The following is a 16176-nucleotide window of genomic DNA, read 5'->3' as shown; positions in this document are numbered from 1 at the left end:
TCGCGTCCAACGGTAGGCGCACGCTGACGCACAATTCGCCATCGTTTCAGTCCGATCGAGATCTGTAGTTTTAAGGGCCGGATCAACCTGCGTTTGATTGGCGATCCGGGTGGGGGTCGATTGGCCTGTCGAGATGATCGTCCAGTTGGTTCCAATCCTCCCCGAACAACTCCACCGGATGCATGGTCCGGTCCGCGCCGTTGCCGCATGCCAGTGCCTTGGCCGGGCAGTACAGGTCGCAGCCCCAGCAGATCCGTTCGGGATGGCTGGGGTTGCTGGGAAATCGCTTGGCCATGTTTCCCTCCATGAAGTGAATGCCTGCGCTCAGGCTATGCCGCGCATGGCCAAGGGGCTTGATCGGGGTCAATGCCGCTAGCTGATCGGCCCGGGCGCCTGCACCTGTTTCATCAGGTCGTCGTTCCAGTGGCCCTCGACCTGCACATGCGCGGCGGCGCCGAGCATCACCGCTTCGATCAGGTTGTGGTTGAGGTAGGTGTACAGCCCGGGCTGGCGGAAGGTATACAACGCCGCGCCCGCCGCGCCGCCGGGAATGAACCAGGTTTCCAGGTTGCGCTGCGGCGGGTTGGCGAACTTGCCCGAGGCCCAGACATAGTCGCCGTGGCCGCCGATCAGGTGCGGGCGGGTATCGCGGTTGGCCTGGGAGTGAACGATCAGCACGGTCTCGCCGACCTTGGCGGTGAGCGCCTGCTTGCCGGTCAGGGCACCGACGCTGCCGTTGAACACCACATGGCTGGGCACCAGCCCTTTCATCAGCTGGCTCATGTCACCGAAGCTGGCCATGGGGTTGGCGTAGCGCTTGTACTTGCCGTCCTTGTCGCGGGGGATGTAGTAGTCCTGCTCGCCGATGTACCAGACCTTGTCGTAGCGCAATGGCCGGCCCTCGGGGTCCTTCAGGCCATCGCGGGGCAGGACCATGATCGCGCCGTTCATGCCGCACACCACATGCCAGGGAATCATCGCCCCGCCCGGTGCGCAGTGGTATACGAACACCCCGGCACGGTCGGCCTTGAAGCGCAGCTTGACCTGCTCGCCGGGCTTCACGTGGGTCAGCTCGCCGCCGCCGAGGGCGCCGGTGGAGGCGTGGAAATCGATGTTGTGCATCATGCTGTTGCTGGCTGGGTTGACCAGGGTGAGTTCCACGTAGTCGCCCTCATGCACCACCATCAGCGGGCCGGGAACCGAGCCGTTGAACGTCATGGCGTGGATGTAGGCGCCGGCGGTGTCGATGGCCAGTTCTTTCTCTTCGATGACCATGCGGAACTCGACGATCCGCGGCTTGCCCTCGGCACGCTGGGTATGAGCGTGGACTTGCGGCGGCGCCACCAGCTCGACGCTGACACGTTCCAGTTTCGCCAGGTCAACCGCCGGGTCCTGGCCCGGTACGGCGGTCGCGGCCTTTGCCAGGCCACTGCCAAGCGCCGAGGCGCCGACGCCCAGTAACACGGTACCGGCCAGCATGCCACGCCGGGTGAGGGACACGCCTTCTTGCTCGTTCATGGGACTTCTCCTTAAGTCGACGAAAGCCGTCGGGCACAGGAATAGCCGCTTTAAAGGTAAGGTTTATTGAGGGAGAACAAGAAGCGGAGAGGGTGGGCAATGTGTCGCAGGGGCTGAAACGAAAAAGCCCCGACATTCGTCGAGGCTTTTGAGGATGGTGCGGCACCAGGAATCGAACCCGGGACCTACTGATTACAAGAACGCTGCTCACAGCAATTAAATCAATGGGTTATGTGATTTTCTGGTACGTGCTGGGAGTGCGCGAAGCCTTAAACGTAGCAGTCTCTGGCCGTGTTGGAACGTAGTCAGACAGGTCTATTACGCTCAGCATCTTGCGTCGGTAGCCCGGCGGCGTAGACCATCAACGCCTCGTACTCGGTACGGCTCAGTTCGCCACGCATCCAAGCCGAATGGCCATGGCCACGGACAGCTCCGCGAGCGTCGAAAAGCACGCTGTCAGGAGCGTTGTGCAGGCCCTGCAGAGTGGCCAACTCAATAGCAAGGGCATGGCTGGCAGGGCTCGGTAGGCGTTCTAGGATGAGACGCAGCGACGTCGGCAAGGAAGCGAGACGGTCGGCGTGATCGGCGGTGCGGGGCATGGCGACACTCCTTACAGAATAGGAGGGGCCTGCGTGTTAAGCAGACCCAGGGGGTGTGTCGGGCAGTATAGATAGAGGAGGTAAACAGAGGAGCGTTAAAATTCGCCCATATCACGGATGTGTAAGTTGAATTCAACTAGATGTTGATGCTGATAGCCATATCCATAATCTCGTTTCGTAGTTTATCGATGGCTTGCTCATCTGCCTCTGAATCGGCACCATTCAAATACTCGGTTCTGCCATGCAGCGTAATCAATGCTTGTCGGTAGAATGATAACGCTTCGCCCTTCGCTGTCTGCATGCTAGTGCAGATGCTTTGAAAATCATCACGAGCCCATTTGATCTGTTCGTTAAAGTCCCCGGGGAATCCGAGGACTATTTCTCCGGCGATTGGTTTGGCTCCACCACCTTGTTCTACCAAATTGCCGGCGAAGCCAGTCAGTGCCATAAGCAGCGAAAATCCAGAAGTTTGCAATTTTTTCTTTGGCGTTTCTGGATGTTTTAGAAGGAAGGGCGAGTAGCTCATGGATCTAATATGCGCTGCGACTTTATGATCTTCTAATGAAATTTGTTGCCATGTGTGGGCAAACAAATTTCTGATTCTACGTAACTGCTCCAAGTCGTTGAATTGCTTTTCTGTTAAGACGCCGAGTGAATGAGCGGTCTTTATGCGCGCTGAAAAAGTTCCAAGTGGGGCGTTGAATCCATTCAATAATTCGGTTGAACTCTTAACTGGAAGTAGAAAAGCTTTAAGAAGTTTGCCGAGCGCCTCTTCCGCAAAAGCCGCAAGTGATAAAACCAGCCCCCTATCATCGTGATCTTCTAGCAGAGAGCTAAAAGAATTTAAGCTGCCAAATCCCTCGTCCTCTGTTCCTTCAAGATCATCTTCGTAATTGTCATCCATAAACTCGGGTCCTATTTTTCTAGTTTCCACAAATTCTGTCATTTCCTCCTTCGAGGTCCCATCGGTGCATTTATCACAAATGGGTAGGGTAGGGAAAATCTTAGAGGTAAAAGAACGGCAGAAAATCACTCTCACCTTCCTCGTCGAGTCAGTCGGCGGAAGGGGATACGCGAGGGAGGCTGAAGTCGTAGATGTCGAGCATGGCTTCGTCGCGATGGCCGCTGGCGTCCTGCTTCTGCTTGCGGTCGCCAGGTGTGTCGGTGATACCGCGACGTTTGAGATCATGCAACCCGAAGCGTTGCTCTTCGGTGATGACGCCGTCCTTGATCGCCCTGGTGATGAAGCGTTGCCAGGTGCTGTCCAGGCTGCTCTTTTGCAACTGCCCGCCGTGGGCCGCCACGATAACGAAGCGGTGCTCGGCCAATGCTGGAACAGAGTAGGACTGGCTGGCCCATACACGACGTCTGTAAAACTTGGCGCCCTCCCAGGCAGCGCGGAGCCTTGGCGTCCAGCACACCACGTTGTCACGGCTGCCCTTACGCCTGTTCGTCTGTACGCCGTCCTCCAGCTCGTTCGCATCGGTGAGTGTGACGGCCTCGATGCCGCGCAGGCGGCATAGGTAGGCCAGCTCCATCACGTAGCCCAGATAGGCCGGGCAGGCCCCAGGCTGTCCGCGTGTGAGCTGCCCCATAGCGTGCGCTGGTGCGATCAGTTCACCCATGACCTTGGGGTTCGGCAGGCGGCGCTGCTTACGCGCGGCCGGCGCTTCGATGCCCAGGGCGACATTGATTTCCAGGTAACCGCGGTTGCGACCCCACTGCATGACCCGCCGCAAGTAACGCAGAACGTGCGCGGCCTTCGATGGGGTACCCTCGTCAGCGATCCGGTCGACCAGGCGTTGCACCAGGGCTGAGGTGAACTTGCGTACGGAAAGCTCGCCGAGTGGTTTTTGCAGCTTGGTTGGGATGGACGCCAAGACCAGCGGCGACTTCAAGGAGATCGATCTGCTCCATCGCCAGCTTGAGCGGCAGTCACGCATTCAGCGGTATCAGGCTGGCGGTACCGAAACCGACCTGAATCAGAACATAGCCAAGCGCAACGAAGGGCCCAAGAAGCAGCCCAAGCGTAACTAGCTGGACGAGGACCAGATCGAGCAACTGGTCGACGCCTTCCGGGACAGTTGCTTCGACTACCAGCTCGACTGGCACCGCGCGGGCAACCAGCGCACCCGGATGATTCTCAAAAGCCGGCAGATCGGTGCCACGTTCTACTTTGCCCGGGAAGCGCTGATCGACGCCATCACGACCGGTCGAAATCAGATATTTCTTTCGGCCAGCAAGGCCCAGGCGCACCAGTTCAAGACCTACATGCAGGCGTTTCTCAACGAGGTTCTGGGTATCAAACTTACTGGCGACCCCATCGTGCTTTGGAACAACGCCGAGCTGCACTTCCTGGGCACCAACTTCCGTACCGCTCAGTGCCGATCCGGCAACTTCTACTTCGACGAATTCTTCTGGGTGCACGGCTTTACCGAGATCAATAAGGTCGCTTCAGGCATGGCATTACACAAGAAGTGGCGAAAGACCTACTTCTCGACTCCGAGCAGCATGGCGCACCCAGCCTACTCCTGGTGGACAGGCGATCGGATCAACAAGGGCAAGCCTTCCGCCCAACATATCCAGCTGGATGTTACCCACGAGGCTCTGCAGCAGGGCCGACTTTGCGAGGACAAGATCTGGAGGCAGATCGCCACGATCATGGACGCTGAGTCCAGGGGATGTGATCTGTTCGACCTGGATGAGCTGCGACTCGAGTACGACGCAGCAGCGTTCCAGAACCTGCTCATGTGCCAATTCGCGGACGACGGCGCAAGCATCTTCCCATTGAGCATGCTGCAGCCTTGCATGGTGGAAAGCTGGGACTGGCCGGGCTACAGCCCATTCGCCGCGCGGCCTTACGGTGAACGGCCGGTGTGGGTGGGCTACGACCCAGCGGAAAGCGGCGATTCGGCCGGCCTGGTCGTGGTGGCGCCGCCACTGGTACCGGGTGGGAAGTTCTTCGTCTTGGAGAAGCATCAGTTCCGCGGGATGGACTTCAACACGCAGGCCGAGACCATTCGGCAAATCACCAAGCGGTACAACGTCGCATACATCGGGATCGACACCACGGGCATGGGAAGCGCCGTCGCGTAGCTGGTGCGCCAGTTCTTCCCGGCGCTGCGCACCTTCAGCTACAACCCGGAGGTCAAGACACGCCTGGTCATGAAGGCCTGGGACGTGATCAGCAAGGGCCGACTGGAGTTTGATGCCGGCGCTAACGACATTGCCCAGTCGCATATGGCTATCCGCAAAACCGTCACCCCAGGCGGTCGCCAATTCACATACACCGCTGGCCGCAATGAGGCCACCGGCCACGCCGACCTGGCCTGGGCGCTCTTCCACGCGCTGCACAACGAGCCCCTCGAAGGTCAGACCGCAACCAACACACGCATTTATGGAGATCTTCTGATGGGCAACATTGATCAGGCCGGCGCCTTGCCTGCGCCCGCTGGGCAGCTGCTGACCAACCCTGGCGCCCGAGCCGAGGCCTTCACCTTCGGCGATCCAGCACCGGTCCTGGACGGGCGGGAGATCCTGGATTACCTGGAGTGCTACAACAATGGCCGTTGGTACCAGCCTCCGGTGTCGCTGGATGGTCTGGCCCGCTCCTCGAAGGCCAGCGTCTACCTGCAGTCAGGGCTAATCTTCAAGCGTAATGCCCTGGCGCGGACGTTCAGGCCCCACAAACTGCTGAGCCGCCAAGCTTTCGAGCAGATCGTCATGGACCTTGACTGGTCGGGGAATCTGTACCTGGAGAAGCGCGACAACATGCTGCGCGACACCCTCGTCCTTCGGCCGTGCCTGGCGAAGTACATGCGGCGGGGTGCCGATCTGGAGACCTATTACCAGGTGCGAGGCTGGCGGGATGACTACGAGTTCCGCGCGGGCAGCATCTGCCACTTGCGCGTGGCAGACATCAACCAGGAGGTCTACGGCCTACCGGAGTGGTTGCCGGCGCTCCAGGCCGCGCTGCTGAACGAGTCGGCCACATTGTTCCGGCGAAAGTACTACCAGAACGGCAGCCATGCGGGGTTCATCCTGTACATGACCGATGCCGCCCAGAACGAAGATTTCGTCGACGACCTCCGCAAGGCAATGAAGAGCAGCAAGGGGCCGGGCAACTTCCGAAACCTGTTCATGTACGCGCCCAACGGCAAGAAGGACGGTATCCAGCTCATTCCGATCAGCGAGGTGGCGGCGAAGGACGACTTCGGCGCGATCAAGAATAACAGCCGGGACGATCAGCTCGCGATGCTTCGAATCCCGCCGCAGTTAATGGGTGTTGTGCCCCAAAACTCAGGCGGATTCGGCTCAGTCCGCGAAGCTTCGGAGGTATGGAGCTTGAATGAACTCGAACCAGAGCAAGCCAGACTCCGTCAGATTAACGACTGGATTGGAGAAGAGGTCGTGCGTTTCGAAGCCTGCTGAATCGCTTAGGCAAAAAAAAAGCGCCGAAAGGGCGCCTTTTTGCGTGCTGACATATTGACATCAGCCAAATATGTGCTATAATCTTTGGTTATGTTCGGCACCAAAAACACAGACATATATAACGGTATAGCCAAAGGATACCTTGAGTTGCCACAAGCGTCAACAAGGACCTACAAGAAAAACTGTTTTTTGGGCCGGCTTCGCGAAACCCTGGGGCGATATGGCAGGGCAAATAGAAGAAGGAGCCGTTATGGACCCAATGACAATTATAGGCCTTGTGGCCAGCGTCGTGGCCATCGCTTCAGGCGTAGTAGGCCTCACCATCAAGGTGATCCAGCTGAAAAGACTGATCGAGCAGGGACGCAGTAAGTGAGTTTGACCGCCGGCTAGCCCGGCGGTTTTTTTGCCCGCAAGAAGCCAGCAGGTGCGTCATGGCTTGTACTTCAAGCGTCGGCATGGCAAGCGCTACGTCAGTAGCCTCGCGCAGCTGCCCCGCCCATTGCATCCAATCTCTGCTGAATACTGTTCGCCTCTTCCTCAGTGATCAGATTGCCAACTGATCCCCAGGTGCTGAAGCTGTGCTGGGGTAATGGGCCTACACCAGGCCTCTGGTTCTGCTCCTGATGGAGCGTCCGCAAGCGCACCGTCAGGGCGGCGTTGATTCCACGAGTTTCTCAATATTGCGCTTCGCCCTTACCAGATCACGGCGTAGTTCGTCATTCTCGTTGCAGAGCATGTTGCACTGGTGCTTGAGCAGTTCCAGGTGTGATGGCATGCCCCCCTCAAAGCCGCTGTCATCGATCTCCATGGCAATGTCCTCATTACTGTATGTAAATACAGTATCAGCATTCATCAGACTGAGGCAGGGTCTTGACGGTTTGGCCGACCAGCTGGACTTGGGCCCGGCGCGTGCTCTCGTCCCCCCGCCACGCCTGCGGGCTAAACGTGTCGGAATTTCCGCACCCCTGCGCAGACGCTCAAGAGGCCTGGCCGCTGGCCTGCTGGAGGGGAATGGCGTTCCTGGTCTTCTGCGGATCCCTGCACCGATGGGGTATTTCTACGGCGCCGAGCCATGAAGCGTTGCCTGGCTGGTATAGGGGGTAGTCTTGAAAAAAGAGTAACAACCGTAACTGTTGGGTACGACCGGTGCTGGAGGTGCCCTATTTGCTGGGCTTCGCCGGTTACAAAGAGAGGTAATGGAAAGGTAATCTTTTGCTAAGCCATTGATTTTAAAGGCTTTGCCGACTGGCAAATATCACTCAAAGAAAGAGTAATCTGATTACTTATAGGTTACTTAAAAATTACTTTCTGGAAATTGGCTAAGGCCGCGAAAATCAAGGGCTGCGAGAGAGAAAAAGGTCAGGATTACTGAGGTTACTCTTTTTACTAGGCCAGCCACTACATTGGAAAGTGAGGTCTAGACGCGGGTGCATGCGCACGCGTTATGCCCCAGTCGCTTCATCAATCATCACTCTGAATCGCCCGCCCACCCAGCTACACAGCTGAGCCATAACAACGGGTGCATCAGGTGCAATTTCACGATCGCTCATGTGCACAGCCTCGTTTCTGATCTTTCTCAGCTTCTCGAAAGAGTCAAATGTCAGATCGTCGAGGTGGTCGTTCCTATGCAGCACACGGGCAAGTAATCCAGGCGGCATTTTATCTGCCTGGTCGAACCCCACGACCCTGCCAAACTCCCTGAGCTGACGCTCAACAGGGATCCAGGCAGCGAGTATTGCTCCCCGCGTATCCACATCAGCGAGTTTTGCAATGTCACTCTCCACACCTGGAGCTTCAGCAGGGGGAGGGGACCCGGCAGCTTCTGCTTTAACCTTGATCTCCTCAAGCTGAGCGGCGAGGTCGATCTGCAGTTCCTTGTATTTCAAGGTGCGGATGAGGGGCAGCAGTTTTCCGAGAGGTTCACGTAATAGGAGCACTATCCCCACCACAGCCACAGGCCAAGCCAGAGAGCCAAAGACCGAAGCGAAGAACTGTAGCCAATCCATGAAACTTCCCATTTTCGGTGCGCTTGGTACGTGCGGTGGTACGTGTGTAGCCAAAAAAAAGGCCTGCATCACTGCAAGCCTTTGATTTATATGGTGCCGGCACCAGGAATCGAACCCGGGACCTACTGATTACAAGTCAGTTGCTCTACCATCTGAGCTATACCGGCACAGGGGCGTCATTATAGCGATGGATTTGCCGCTGTAAACCACTTCGTTGCATCCATCGCACATTCCCCTAAGTCACCGCGCAGAAAGGAGAATTTTCCTACCAGCCGCGGTGAATCGAGTTGACGCTTGGCTCGGGCTGGCCCGGGTTGAAGAACAGCTTGCCGTTGTCGCAGCCGCGCTTGCGGCAGGTGCCGTCGGCGTTGTGCAGGGGCAGGCCGCGGTCGCCGCCCAGTTGCATGCCGGGCATGTTCCAGTTCAGCGGGGCGGGCTTGCTCGATGGCGTGCCGCTGGCGCAGCCGGTCATGGCCAGGGCGAGGGTCAGCAGGGCGAAGGGCTTGGTGTGTTTCACGATGTTCGAGTCCGTTCCGGGATCAGTCTTTGTTCAGGATGCGCTGGATGGTGCCGCCGCAGGCCATGTAGCAGGAGTCGTAGTCATTGCCGCAACTGTAGCTGCTCCCCGTGTAGGAGGGGTAGCTCGGGTAGTAGCAACTGTGACGCGCTTCCTTCTTGCTCTTGCCGTTCTTGCAGTACTGGTAGGCCCTCATCTCGGCCTGGTGCAAGGCACGTTCGCTGTTCTCCTGCAGGCGCGCCATCTGCTGGCAGTGGTTGCGCTCGGTCGAACAGCTGTTGATGCAATTCATGCCATGCGCGCTGGGCGGTGGCGAGTATCTATAGGTGTAGCTCGGGCCGCAGCCGGCCAGGGCCAAGGCCAGGCAGGCCAGCACGAGGGCGGCCAAACTGTTGTGGAAAAGTGCCATGGGTGTTGCAGTCCTTGATCATTCGTCGCTGAACTCCAGCAGGTCGCCGGGCTGGCAGTTCAGGGCGCGACACAGCTTCTCGAGGGTCTCGATCTTGAAACCCTTGATCTTGCCGTTCTTCAGCAGCGACAGGTTCGCTTCCGTGATACCGATGATTTCCGCCAGGTCCTTGGAACGCATCTTGTTCCGGGCCATGACGACGTCGAGGCGGATGATTATCGGCATAGGAAGCAGTCAGACATAACAGTTGTGTTCATCGCTGATGGTCTTGGCGTCACGCATGAGCAGCGAGAAGGCACACAGCAGGATGCCTTTCATGATCTCGTAGACAGCCTGCGATGATACACCGATCGAGAAGCTGAAGCTCCTTTCGCCGGCCGGCAGGTCGATAGCCAGGGCCAGGCCCTGCAAGGTGTAGGTCACCGGCCACAGCAACGGGGTGAAGATGCACAGCAGGCCGACCCACCACAGCAGCTTGATGTTGTCCGAGGACCAGGTCTGGCCACGGGACAGCCGATGGAAGAACAGGCCGGTCAGGCTTAGGGCAATGACGGAAATCATTGTCGGGATCATGTCCACGGCCAGTACCAGGCCGATGGCCAGGGGAGATGGCATGTAGCCGGGTTCCAGCAGCAGGGGCATCTGGTCGCCATAGGCCTGCAGGTAGCCGTTGAGCATTTCAGGGAAGTCGAAGATGCAGAGCAACGGGATGGCCGCCAACTCGACGATCGCGGTCGTCCAGGCCAGGTAGGCGGCAAATGTGCCGATGGTGCGTAGGCGCGAACGCGCATAGGCCACGGATCTACTGTTCATGGGGTGCCTCCGTACAGTGATGAACGGGGCGGATTATTCTTGAATAATTATCGTAAAACAATAATTAATTTTGTATTTTTGACTATGGCGACGGTTTGTCGCAGGGGGAGGGGGTGAGCATGGCACAGGCCTTGCCGGTGTTCGCGGGGCCAGCCCGCTCCCATGCTGAGGAAGCTTGCCTACGCTATAGAGCAGTCGCAGGGTCATCCCTATAGGAACGACTGTGGGGAATATAATTTACGAAGCTTTCAGCAGGCTTTAAGGGGATAAATCTGGAGGCGCGCAATTTTTCGCGAGAAACATTTAGTCTAACCCTATCGTTTTGACTTAATCGATCAGTTCAGTTAATCTCATGTTCATTATGTTGAACAGCAAAGCTTTCAAGCTCCTCTCCTCCTCCCGCCTGGTTTCCCGTGAACGTCACTGGACCGGCGACCTCTAGCGCCACCCTCCCTCTACAGCCATAACCATCTCTGTCTGGCGCCGATACCTGTGCGCTCGGCTGCTGTCGCCCATGGGAGGGCATCATGCGTTCCTGGATCTACCTGATCGTCGCCATCACCTTCGAGGTGATCGGCACGGCGTCGATGAAACTCGCCGCCACCCATTTCCCCGTGCTGGGGCATGCCGTCATGTACGTCATGATCTGTCTGTCGTATTTCTTCCTGGCCCTGGCGGTCAAGCGGGTGCCGGTGGGTGTCGCCTACGCGCTGTGGGAAGGGTTCGGTATCGTGCTGATTACCTTGATCAGCGTGCTCTGGCTCGGCGAAAGCCTGGGCTGGACCAAGGCCCTGGGCCTGGCGGTGATGATCGCCGGTATCCTGCTGGTCAAGGCCGGCACTCGGGCCAAGGCCGTCGAGCGTGAAGGGGAGGCGGCGCCATGCTGATGCCATTTGCCTGGCTGGGCCTGGCCATCGTGCTGGAAGTCCTGGCCAACCTGCTGCTCAAGTATTCCGAGGGTTTTAGCCGCAAGGGCCTGGGCGTGGCCTCGATCCTGTGTGTGCTGGCGGCGTTCACCGCGCTGGCCCAGGCGGTCAAGGACATCGACCTGTCGCTGGCCTACGCCATCTGGGGTGGCTTCGGCATTCTTGCCACCGTGGCCATGGGTTGGGCCCTGTTCGGCCAGCGCCTGGCCGGGCGCGGCTGGCTCGGCCTGGTGCTGCTGCTGGTAGGCATGAGCTTGCTCAAACTGGCTTGACAACACCCCTGCCAGAGCGCTCGGCCGAATGGTTTATGCACAATGGGCATTGATTGCTTGCGCGAAAGGCATGCCGACCGGCGCTACCATCGGTCTTTGCGCAAAGGCCTGTTTTTACTGACTTTGCCGGCTGCAGTGGAATAAGCAAACCCGCGCAAATAGCCTCTGGATCCAACATTTGGTGACTTTCATCACAAGCTTGTTCACAGAGTTATCCACAGGCTGTCAACTGCCCTGCGGTGCTATGTCGCGCTCCCCAAGCAGCAGCAAGTTGCGAGGCGTTAGCGGGTAGTCGCAGAACACGCCGACCCTCACCGCATAGCCTTGCTCCTGAAGGAACAAGGCGCGGTCGAGCACCAGCCACATTTCCAGGGGGCGGCGGAAGACATTGCGTACCCGCTCGAGGTTGCGCACCTCGGCCAGGCGTCGCTGGCCGGCTGCTTCCAGGAAGGCCCAGTCGGGGTTGCCGATGAGCATGACCTGCTTGAGTTCGGCCAGGTCGCGGCAGTACTGCTCGAAGGGCTTTGCCAGCCAACTGACCGGCAGCGATGGCGTGGGCAGGTAGTCGTCTATGCCACGTTGCTGGCGCTGCAGGAGGTCAAAGCCCAGGCGCCGGGCCATGGAGCTGTCACGCTGGCGGCGGGTGCGCAGGCTGGAGGTGACCGCTTCGCTCAGCGGCAGGCCCAGGTCTTCCTGGGTCAACGCCAGACTCGAGGCTCGGGCGGCGCGGGAGAGCGGCTTATAGGCCTGGCCCTGGATGCGGTTGTAGCAGCAGGGCGCAACGGCGATCTGCCGGCAACCCTGCTGGCTTGCCAGCTGCATGAGCCGAACATGCAGTTCGCCGCAGGCGTGCAGGGCGACCACGCTCTTGTCGCCGTCCAGGTGGCGAGCGCTGTCGGCGGCCATGACGTCCTGATGCACGTGGGTGGCAGGCAAGTGATGGTGCTCGCTCAGGGCCTTGCCGGCGCTGACCAGTTCGGCGTCGTACTCCAGGCAGGTCAGGCGCTGGCCGGGCTGTAGCAGGCGACGGCCCAGGTGGCCTTTGCCGGAACACCAGTCGAGCCAGTGCCGGGCGGGTTGACTGAACGCCAGGCGACGGCTGAAGGCTTCGATCTGCTGCCACTTGCGGCCGGGGACACCGACATCGAGGCGGTGGCCGGCGGGATGCAGGCCGGCGTCGGGCAGTTCGCCGACGGCGGACAGCTGCGCGGCTTTGGCGGCCAGTTGTGGGAAGGGGGCCGGGGCCTCGGGAGTGTCGAGGGACTCGGCTTGTTCGAGGGTACATTGGCGAAGCCAATGGGACAGTTCCGGGTGTTCGTCTTCCCACGCCAGGCGCAGGTGGGTGAACGGGCGTGGGTGCCACAGCGGCTGGTGCTGTGCGAGGAAGCGGTCGAGGGCCTGGAAGCGCTCGAGGAGCTGGTCGTTTTGCAGGCAGGATGTTGTGGTCATTCGAGCACCGGGGCGCGGTCGAGAGGGGCTGCTGTGCAGCCCCGAGGTCTTCATGGGCTCAACGTCCCTGGCAGGCATCCACGCGCAGCCAGCGCTCCAGTACCTTGAAGCCTTGCACCAGCACGAACGAGATCACGAGGTAGAACACCCCGGCGGCAAAGAAGATCTCCACCGGCAGGTAGGTGCGGGCGATGATGGTCCGCGCCATGCCGGTTAGCTCCAGCAACGTCACGGTGCTGGCCAGGGCGCTGGCCTTGAGCATCAGGATCACTTCGTTGCTGTAGGCCGGCAGGCCGATGCGCGTGGCGCGCGGCAGCATGATGTAGAACAACGTCTTGCCCCGCGACATGCCCAGTGCACGGGCCGCCTCGATCTCGCCCTTGGGGATCGCCTGCAGGGCGCCGCGCAGGATCTCGGCGATGTAGGCGGCGGTGTGCAGGGTCATGGTCAGCACCGTGCACCAGAAAGGATCGCGCAGGTACGGCCACAGCGAGCTGTTGCGCACCACTTCGAACTGGGCCAGGCCATAGTAGACCAGGAACAGCTGCACCAGCAGCGGCGTGCCGCGGAAGAAGAAGATGTAGCCGTAGGGCAGGGCGCGCACGTACCAGTGCCGCGAAGAGCGCGCCACCCCCAGCGGAATGGCCAGGATCAGGCCGGCGATGACGGCGATGGCCACCAGCTCCAGGGTCAGGGTCGCGCCCTGGGCCAGGCGCGGCAGCCACTTGATGATGACTTCCCAGTTCATTTACTCGGCCCTCATGAAGCCGCGAGCGGCGCGCTTTTCCAGGAAGTGCATGCCGATCATCGCGATGATGGTCAGGCCCAGGTAGATGCAGGCGGCGACCGCGTAGAAGGTGAACGGCTCCTTGGTCACGGTCACGCCGATCTGTGCGTGGCGCATGATTTCTTCAAGGCCGATCACCGACACCAGCGCGGTGTCCTTCATCAGGATCATGAACAGGTTGCCCAGGCCCGGCAGGGCGATGCGCCACATCTGTGGGAGGATGATCCGCGAGAGGATGCGGCCCTTGGACAGGCCCAGCGCCAGGCCCGCTTCACGGTGCCCCTTGGGAATGGCCAGGATCGCGCCGCGGAACACTTCCGTGGCGTAGGCGCCGAAGCACAGGCCCAGGGCGATGACGCCAGCGGCGAAGGCGCTGAGCTCCAGGCCCGGTATGTTCAGGGCGGCGCCGAGGCTGTTCATCAGCCCGACGGTGCCGAAGTAGATGAGCAGCACCCAAAGCAGTTCGGGTACGCCGCGCACCAACGTGGAATAGGTGCCGCCAAGCCATTGCAGCGGCTTGACCGACGAAGTCTTGGCCAAGGCGCCGAGCAGGCCCAGGGCCAGCCCCAGCAGCAAGGCGCAGAGCGCCAGTTTTACGGTCATCAGGGTACCGGCCATCATGGCCGGGCCGAATCCGTGCAGGTCGATAGTCATGGGTAAGTTTGTTCAAGGGACAGGCACCGCCATGGCGGCGATGCCTGTCGGGGCGAATCAATAGATGCTGAACGGGAAGTACTTGTCGTTGATCTTCTTGTAGGTGCCGTCGGCGACGATTTCCTTCAGCGCGGCATTGAGCTTGTTACGCAGTTCGTTGTCGCCCTTGCGCACGGCGATGCCGACCTTGTCGCTTTCGTTGACCGGATCGCCCTTGAACTCGTAGTTCTTGCCGGCGTCGGATTTCAGCCAGTCGTAGTTGGCGTACTTGTCGGCGAGGATGGCGTCGACACGGCCGGAGGTCAGGTCCAGGTAGGCGTTTTCCTGGCCGTCGTAGAGGTTGACCTTGAACTCGCCATCCATGCCGCCGTTGTCATCCAGCCAGGTTGCCGCCTGGGTGGCGCGCTGGGTACCGATGGTCTTGCCCTTGAGCGAGGCGCGGTCGGTCTTGAAGTCGACGTTCTTCGGCGCGATGAACTGCTGCTTGTTCGAGTAGTACGGGTCGGTGAAGTCCACCGCCTGCTTGCGCTCATCGGTGATCGACAACGACGAGACGATGAAGTCGAACTTCTTGGCGTTCAACGCCGGGATGATGCCGTCCCAGTCGGAAGTGACCACTTCGCATTCGACCTTCATCTTGGCGCACAGGGCGTCGCCGATGTCCTTGTCGAAGCCGACGACCTGGCCGCTGGCATCCTTGTTGTTGAACGGTGGGTAAGCGGCTTCGATACCCATGCGCAGTTTCTCGGCGGCCATGGCATTGGCCGACATCACCAGCGTGGCAGCAGCTGCCAGGAGGAACTTCTTGTAGGTCTGCATGTAGTGCTCCGTTAGCGGTGGCTGGACATGAATTGCTTACAACGCGCCGAGGTCGGGTTCTCGAAGACCTGCTGCGGCGATCCTTGCTCTTCGACCAGGCCCTGGTGCAGGAAGACCACTTCACTGGACACCTGGCGGGCAAAGTTCATCTCGTGCGTCACCAGCAGCATGGTACGGCCTTCTTCGGCCAATGCGCGGATGACGTTAAGCACTTCCTGGACCATTTCCGGATCGAGCGCCGAGGTTGGCTCGTCGAACAGGATGACCTTGGGTTTCATGGCCAGGGTACGGGCGATGGCGGCACGCTGTTGCTGGCCACCGGAAAGCTGGGCGGGGTAGCTGTGGCGCTTGTCGAAGATGCCGACCTTGTTCAACAGCGCCTCGGCGTGCTCGGTGGCCTCGGCCTTGCTCTGGCCGAGCACGCGGCGCGGCGCCTCGATGATGTTGTCGAGGATCGACATGTGCGGCCACAGGTTGAAATTCTGGAAGACAAAGCCGATTTCGCTGCGCAGGCGGTTGATCTGGCGGTTGTCGGCGGCGATCAGGTCGCCGTTTTTCTGCGCCTTGAGTTTGAGGGCTTCACCGGCGACGAGGATTTCGCCCTGGTGCGGGTTCTCCAGCAGGTTGATGCAGCGCAGCAGGGTGGACTTGCCAGAGCCGGATGAGCCGAGGATGGAGATCACGTCACCGTCGCGCGCGGTCAGCGAAATGCCCTTGAGAATTTCCTGCTCGCCATAGCGTTTGTGCAGGTTGCGGATTTCCAGCGCGGGCGTGGCCTGGGCCATGTGCGGTCCTCATGTGTTCGGGTGCGTTCCCAGCTGTTGGCGGCCTTCCTGGCGAGCGCCACGCTAGCATAGCGGCGCAACGGCGGCCAACCGGGTCGCGGGGGGCTCGGGTCGCTGGTAGGACAGTTTGTCGCATCGCTGCAGTGGACTGTCGCCAGGATATCCGCATTGGCGTTTTGCCCAGCACCGGA

At 59.8% G+C, this 16176-nt stretch carries 18 protein-coding genes, 1 tRNA gene and 2 pseudogenes; 4 read left to right on the top strand and 17 right to left on the bottom strand.

The genetic code is table 11. From position 1 onward, the window contains the following. Nucleotides 1-82: 82 nt before the first annotated feature. The 5 genes and pseudogenes from AC25M7_RS01280 to AC25M7_RS01260 form a co-directional block, all read right to left on the bottom strand. The gene (locus AC25M7_RS01280; protein ID WP_028688484.1) at nucleotides 83-295 is read right to left on the bottom strand and encodes a DUF3079 domain-containing protein; all 213 of its coding nucleotides are present in this window, start codon (nucleotides 293-295) and stop codon (nucleotides 83-85) included. Nucleotides 296-372: 77 nt separating this feature from the next. Next, the gene (gene nirK / locus AC25M7_RS01275; RefSeq protein WP_028688483.1) at nucleotides 373-1518 is read right to left on the bottom strand and encodes a copper-containing nitrite reductase; all 1146 of its coding nucleotides are present in this window, start codon (nucleotides 1516-1518) and stop codon (nucleotides 373-375) included. A 305-nt stretch (nucleotides 1519-1823) separates the two neighbouring features. Next, nucleotides 1824-2117, bottom strand: coding sequence for a hypothetical protein (locus tag AC25M7_RS01270; RefSeq protein ID WP_486970646.1), 294 nt, complete (start codon nucleotides 2115-2117; stop codon nucleotides 1824-1826). A gap of 136 nt (nucleotides 2118-2253) precedes the next feature. Further along, nucleotides 2254-3021 (bottom strand): MltR family transcriptional regulator, encoded by a 768-nt coding sequence (locus AC25M7_RS01265; protein WP_486970645.1) that lies wholly within the window; start codon nucleotides 3019-3021, stop codon nucleotides 2254-2256. A 148-nt stretch (nucleotides 3022-3169) separates the two neighbouring features. Further along, nucleotides 3170-4000: pseudogene (locus AC25M7_RS01260) on the bottom strand (site-specific integrase); the annotation flags it as partial. Between AC25M7_RS01260 and AC25M7_RS01255 the strand changes: the two are divergent. Together AC25M7_RS01255 and AC25M7_RS01250 are read left to right on the top strand one after the other, a co-directional pair. After that, nucleotides 3996-5507, top strand: a pseudogene (locus AC25M7_RS01255) (terminase large subunit domain-containing protein); the annotation flags it as partial. The pseudogenes AC25M7_RS01260 and AC25M7_RS01255 overlap by 5 nt on opposite strands. 21 nt (nucleotides 5508-5528) lie before the next feature. Further along, the gene (locus AC25M7_RS01250; protein ID WP_486970728.1) at nucleotides 5529-6548 is read left to right on the top strand and encodes a phage portal protein; all 1020 of its coding nucleotides are present in this window, start codon (nucleotides 5529-5531) and stop codon (nucleotides 6546-6548) included. 646 nt (nucleotides 6549-7194) lie between these two features. Here the strand turns inward: AC25M7_RS01250 and AC25M7_RS01245 are convergent. From AC25M7_RS01245 to AC25M7_RS01215, 7 genes are all read right to left on the bottom strand, one after another. Beyond that, nucleotides 7195-7356, bottom strand: coding sequence for a hypothetical protein (locus AC25M7_RS01245; protein WP_486970644.1), 162 nt, complete (start codon nucleotides 7354-7356; stop codon nucleotides 7195-7197). Between the two features lie 634 nt (nucleotides 7357-7990). Beyond that, on the bottom strand, nucleotides 7991-8554 hold the full coding sequence (locus tag AC25M7_RS01240; RefSeq protein ID WP_486970643.1) for a hypothetical protein: 564 nt from the start codon (nucleotides 8552-8554) through the stop codon (nucleotides 7991-7993). 91 nt (nucleotides 8555-8645) lie between these two features. After that, nucleotides 8646-8721, bottom strand: a tRNA-Thr gene (locus AC25M7_RS01235). A 98-nt stretch (nucleotides 8722-8819) separates the two neighbouring features. Continuing rightward, nucleotides 8820-9071: a hypothetical protein gene (locus AC25M7_RS01230; protein WP_432214411.1), complete on the bottom strand. Its 252-nt coding sequence runs from the start codon at nucleotides 9069-9071 to the stop codon at nucleotides 8820-8822. A gap of 22 nt (nucleotides 9072-9093) precedes the next feature. Further along, the gene (locus tag AC25M7_RS01225) at nucleotides 9094-9480 is read right to left on the bottom strand and encodes a hypothetical protein (protein WP_028688479.1); all 387 of its coding nucleotides are present in this window, start codon (nucleotides 9478-9480) and stop codon (nucleotides 9094-9096) included. Between the two features lie 18 nt (nucleotides 9481-9498). Then, a complete protein-coding gene (locus AC25M7_RS01220; protein ID WP_023629980.1) occupies nucleotides 9499-9705 on the bottom strand; it encodes a helix-turn-helix domain-containing protein in 207 nt (68 codons plus the stop codon). Nucleotides 9706-9714: 9 nt separating this feature from the next. Then, nucleotides 9715-10293 carry a hypothetical protein gene (locus tag AC25M7_RS01215; protein WP_062359792.1) on the bottom strand — a complete coding sequence of 193 codons (579 nt, stop codon included), beginning with the start codon at nucleotides 10291-10293 and terminating at the stop codon, nucleotides 9715-9717. A gap of 527 nt (nucleotides 10294-10820) precedes the next feature. On the opposite strand from AC25M7_RS01215, the gene AC25M7_RS01210 reads away from it, so the two are divergent. Beyond that, a complete protein-coding gene (locus AC25M7_RS01210) occupies nucleotides 10821-11180 on the top strand; it encodes a multidrug/spermidine efflux SMR transporter subunit MdtJ (protein ID WP_088852212.1) in 360 nt (119 codons plus the stop codon). Continuing rightward, nucleotides 11174-11491, top strand: a complete 318-nt coding sequence (gene mdtI / locus AC25M7_RS01205; protein ID WP_028688476.1) for a multidrug/spermidine efflux SMR transporter subunit MdtI — start codon at nucleotides 11174-11176, stop codon at nucleotides 11489-11491. The genes AC25M7_RS01210 and mdtI overlap by 7 nt, the downstream gene beginning before the upstream one ends. A 225-nt stretch (nucleotides 11492-11716) precedes the next feature. On the opposite strand, the gene AC25M7_RS01200 is transcribed toward mdtI, so the two are convergent. From AC25M7_RS01200 to AC25M7_RS01180, 5 genes are read right to left on the bottom strand one after another with little or no spacing between them, the layout of a single operon-like run. Next, complete coding sequence (locus AC25M7_RS01200) at nucleotides 11717-12940, bottom strand: methyltransferase (RefSeq protein ID WP_486970642.1); 1224 nt, start codon at nucleotides 12938-12940, stop codon at nucleotides 11717-11719. 58 nt (nucleotides 12941-12998) lie between these two features. Beyond that, nucleotides 12999-13688 (bottom strand): ABC transporter permease, encoded by a 690-nt coding sequence (locus AC25M7_RS01195; protein WP_028688474.1) that lies wholly within the window; start codon nucleotides 13686-13688, stop codon nucleotides 12999-13001. Beyond that, nucleotides 13689-14381 carry an ABC transporter permease gene (locus AC25M7_RS01190; protein WP_050703398.1) on the bottom strand — a complete coding sequence of 231 codons (693 nt, stop codon included), beginning with the start codon at nucleotides 14379-14381 and terminating at the stop codon, nucleotides 13689-13691. A gap of 57 nt (nucleotides 14382-14438) precedes the next feature. Beyond that, nucleotides 14439-15200, bottom strand: a complete 762-nt coding sequence (locus AC25M7_RS01185; protein ID WP_028688472.1) for an ABC transporter substrate-binding protein — start codon at nucleotides 15198-15200, stop codon at nucleotides 14439-14441. Between the two features lie 11 nt (nucleotides 15201-15211). After that, nucleotides 15212-15985, bottom strand: coding sequence for an ABC transporter ATP-binding protein (locus AC25M7_RS01180; RefSeq protein ID WP_028688471.1), 774 nt, complete (start codon nucleotides 15983-15985; stop codon nucleotides 15212-15214). Nucleotides 15986-16176: the final 191 nt, after the last annotated feature.

The organism is Pseudomonas sp. P106(2024) (assembly GCF_057480815.1).
This window is presented reverse-complemented; position numbering and strand designations above follow the sequence as displayed.

Bases quoted from the DNA above. Each gene is read 5' to 3' on its own strand.
- AC25M7_RS01225 (WP_028688479.1), bottom strand. From the start codon at position 9,480: ATGGCACTTTTCCACAACAGTTTGGCCGCCCTCGTGCTGGCCTGCCTG.
- AC25M7_RS01265 (WP_486970645.1), bottom strand. From the start codon at position 3,021: ATGGATGACAATTACGAAGATGATCTTGAAGGAACAGAGGACGAGGGA.
- AC25M7_RS01245 (WP_486970644.1), bottom strand. From the start codon at position 7,356: ATGGAGATCGATGACAGCGGCTTTGAGGGGGGCATGCCATCACACCTG.
- AC25M7_RS01280 (WP_028688484.1), bottom strand. From the start codon at position 295: ATGGCCAAGCGATTTCCCAGCAACCCCAGCCATCCCGAACGGATCTGC.
- AC25M7_RS01210 (WP_088852212.1), top strand. From the start codon at position 10,821: ATGCGTTCCTGGATCTACCTGATCGTCGCCATCACCTTCGAGGTGATC.
- AC25M7_RS01190 (WP_050703398.1), bottom strand. From the start codon at position 14,381: ATGACTATCGACCTGCACGGATTCGGCCCGGCCATGATGGCCGGTACC.
- AC25M7_RS01200 (WP_486970642.1), bottom strand. From the start codon at position 12,940: ATGACCACAACATCCTGCCTGCAAAACGACCAGCTCCTCGAGCGCTTC.
- AC25M7_RS01215 (WP_062359792.1), bottom strand. From the start codon at position 10,293: ATGAACAGTAGATCCGTGGCCTATGCGCGTTCGCGCCTACGCACCATC.
- nirK (WP_028688483.1), bottom strand. From the start codon at position 1,518: ATGAACGAGCAAGAAGGCGTGTCCCTCACCCGGCGTGGCATGCTGGCC.
- AC25M7_RS01240 (WP_486970643.1), bottom strand. From the start codon at position 8,554: ATGGATTGGCTACAGTTCTTCGCTTCGGTCTTTGGCTCTCTGGCTTGG.
- mdtI (WP_028688476.1), top strand. From the start codon at position 11,174: ATGCTGATGCCATTTGCCTGGCTGGGCCTGGCCATCGTGCTGGAAGTC.
- AC25M7_RS01270 (WP_486970646.1), bottom strand. From the start codon at position 2,117: ATGCCCCGCACCGCCGATCACGCCGACCGTCTCGCTTCCTTGCCGACG.
- AC25M7_RS01220 (WP_023629980.1), bottom strand. From the start codon at position 9,705: ATGCCGATAATCATCCGCCTCGACGTCGTCATGGCCCGGAACAAGATG.
- AC25M7_RS01195 (WP_028688474.1), bottom strand. From the start codon at position 13,688: ATGAACTGGGAAGTCATCATCAAGTGGCTGCCGCGCCTGGCCCAGGGC.
- AC25M7_RS01185 (WP_028688472.1), bottom strand. From the start codon at position 15,200: ATGCAGACCTACAAGAAGTTCCTCCTGGCAGCTGCTGCCACGCTGGTG.
- AC25M7_RS01180 (WP_028688471.1), bottom strand. From the start codon at position 15,985: ATGGCCCAGGCCACGCCCGCGCTGGAAATCCGCAACCTGCACAAACGC.
- AC25M7_RS01250 (WP_486970728.1), top strand. From the start codon at position 5,529: ATGGGCAACATTGATCAGGCCGGCGCCTTGCCTGCGCCCGCTGGGCAG.